Annotated in this window: 3 protein-coding genes; all 3 read right to left on the reverse strand. The window is 28.8% G+C overall.

Annotated elements, in window-relative coordinates; all coding sequences use genetic code 11:
* Positions 1-184 (reverse strand): hypothetical protein (locus tag RCF13_RS17830; RefSeq protein ID WP_308141411.1); only part of this gene is annotated, 184 nt, incomplete at its 3' end.
* A gap of 45 nt (positions 185-229) precedes the next feature.
* Positions 230-1,126, reverse strand: coding sequence for a glycosyltransferase (locus RCF13_RS17835; RefSeq protein ID WP_074567504.1), 897 nt, complete (start codon positions 1,124-1,126; stop codon positions 230-232).
* A gap of 125 nt (positions 1,127-1,251) precedes the next feature.
* Complete coding sequence (locus RCF13_RS17840; RefSeq protein ID WP_074567505.1) at positions 1,252-2,157, reverse strand: glycosyltransferase family 2 protein; 906 nt, start codon at positions 2,155-2,157, stop codon at positions 1,252-1,254.
* Positions 2,158-2,239 lie beyond the last annotated feature (82 nt).

The following is a 2,239-nucleotide window of genomic DNA, read 5'->3' on the forward strand; positions in this document are numbered from 1 at the left end:
GTAGGTGAGCGTTGTTAATATTTTCTTTATAGGTATTATTTGCCTGAGCAACATTAAAGCAATGTGCGTTTAAAAAAAATACTTTTGTCTTTTCTTCTTTATTTATTCTTTTATCTAGATATTCTATTACTTCATATTCGTTTGTAATATTAACTTGTATATCACCGATTATTTTCTTATCCATTTTTCCCCTCTAGAATACTGATTTTGTTATTTTAATACCGGCATGTTATTTTTTCTTTGCCCGGTTCCATGCACCACGCACACTATTTCTTCTACATTCATTTAATAATATTTCACCTTCACCTTTTAAAAGTGGAGCCTTTATATTTACATAAATAAATTTTATAAATGTTTCTATAAATAGTTTGATTTTGTCTTTTTTATTTGTACACATTAATTTTTTTGTTACTCCTTGGAAATAAAATCTTTCCAAAACCCATTTTTTTGTTAATCGTTCTTTTGGAACAAAGTGCTCCACAACCATACCTGGAATATAGCAGTAGTTCCATCCTTCTTCCTGAATTTTACTAAACAGCCACGTCTCTTCTCCTGAAATAAGTGTAGTACCTTTTCGACCTAAATGGTTGGGAAATTCATACTTATTAAAAACACTCGTCCTAAATGCCATATTAGCACCAAATGGATACAGTTTAGATGGGTATTGTTGCTTATTGGAACCTAAATCCACAATAGTATACGAGTATTCTAAACCTTTAACTAACCAGTCAGGACGATCAGTCTCAAATTTAGGGATTATTTTCCCACCAATTGCATATAAGGTCAAATCTTTCTCAAAAGCAGCGATAATTGTATTTATCCATTCTGAGTCAGGTATGGCATCATCATCTAAGAATGCTATATATTCACAACTTGCTCTTTGAATTGCAGTATTCCTTGCATAAGAAAGTCCTTGACGTTTTTCATTTATATATTCTAAATTATAGTTCAAATCTCCAATTAATTTCTCCACTTCAGCCCTTGTACCATCTGTAGAATTATTGTCTACAATTATTACTTGAGCATCATTGATATTCTTTAATTCGGAAAGTGATTGGATTGTCTCTATTAATAAATCGACCCTATTAAAAGTGCAAATTGCAATGGTCAGCTTTGATTTTCTCATACTTTCTCTCCTTAATACAATTATCATTTCCAGATACTATTATATTTTAGTTATAAATAGATTTTTATCCGAATAAATAATAGTACCCCAACTTTGGTTTTTATTAATAATACTAAAATTAAAATTTATCCTTTAAATTTAATTATACTCCGATATAAAAATAAAGGTGTGATACACTTGATAATCCCTTTAAACAATTCACTTATATTAAGAACGTTATTTTTCCAAGCCTTTAAATAAATTTGAAAAGCTTTTTTTCTCTGTTTATCAAATATTAGAGGTTTAGTTACTACTTGAACTAAGAATGCGTGCTTAGCCTTCTCTGAAATACTATCTTCAACACTCGCTAACCACTTTAAAGATTGTAAATATTTATTGTTGTTACCAATCCTTCCATCTCTTTCATCTAGATAATACGTAGTTAAAGGCTCAGGGAGATTAACAAAATTTGCCCCATTATTACTTAATCTTAAACAAAAATCCCAATCTTGATGTTTTTTTAAAGTAGGATTAAATAAAGTTTCTTTCCCCAACTTACTCGAAAACATATAAGTACTAGTTTGAACCCAATTTTTATCTATTAAAATATATTCTAAAATATTAGTTCCATCCACAAATTCATTATTATTGGAATATCTTATTTTTTTTGCTTCTTTTAATTTTAGATCTGTAAAACATACCATCTTCTCATCATTGAATTGCTGAAGAAATTTCAATTGTCTTTCTAATTTAGTTGGTAACCACTCATCATCAGAATCCAACAATGCTATATATTGTCCTTGGCTTTCCTGAATCCCAATATTTCTAGGTTTTGTTCCTTGAGAATTTTTATCTAATTTAATAAATTTTATTCTACTATCCTCATAACCCTTAATTATTTCCACTGTGTTATCTGTAGAAGCATCATCTACAATTATTAATTCAAAATTTTCATGTGTTTGATTTAATACACTATCGATAGTATTTTTTATCAATGTTTCCCTATTATACGTTGGTACAACTACGCTTACCAAAATATTTTCAACATTCAATAAAAACACCTCCTTTAAAGATTTAAGACACGACTAATAATTATGTCTTCCACTCATGTTCAATTTACAATTTTCCTCACTA

The sequence above is a fragment of the Stenotrophomonas maltophilia group sp. RNC7 genome, from assembly GCF_030910085.1.
GTDB lineage: Bacteria > Pseudomonadota > Gammaproteobacteria > Xanthomonadales > Xanthomonadaceae > Stenotrophomonas > Stenotrophomonas sepilia.

What these genes read in the sequence shown, in the direction of transcription:
- RCF13_RS17835 (WP_074567504.1), bottom strand. Translation starts at nt 1,126, where the DNA reads ATGAGAAAATCAAAGCTGACCATTGCAATTTGCACTTTTAATAGGGTC.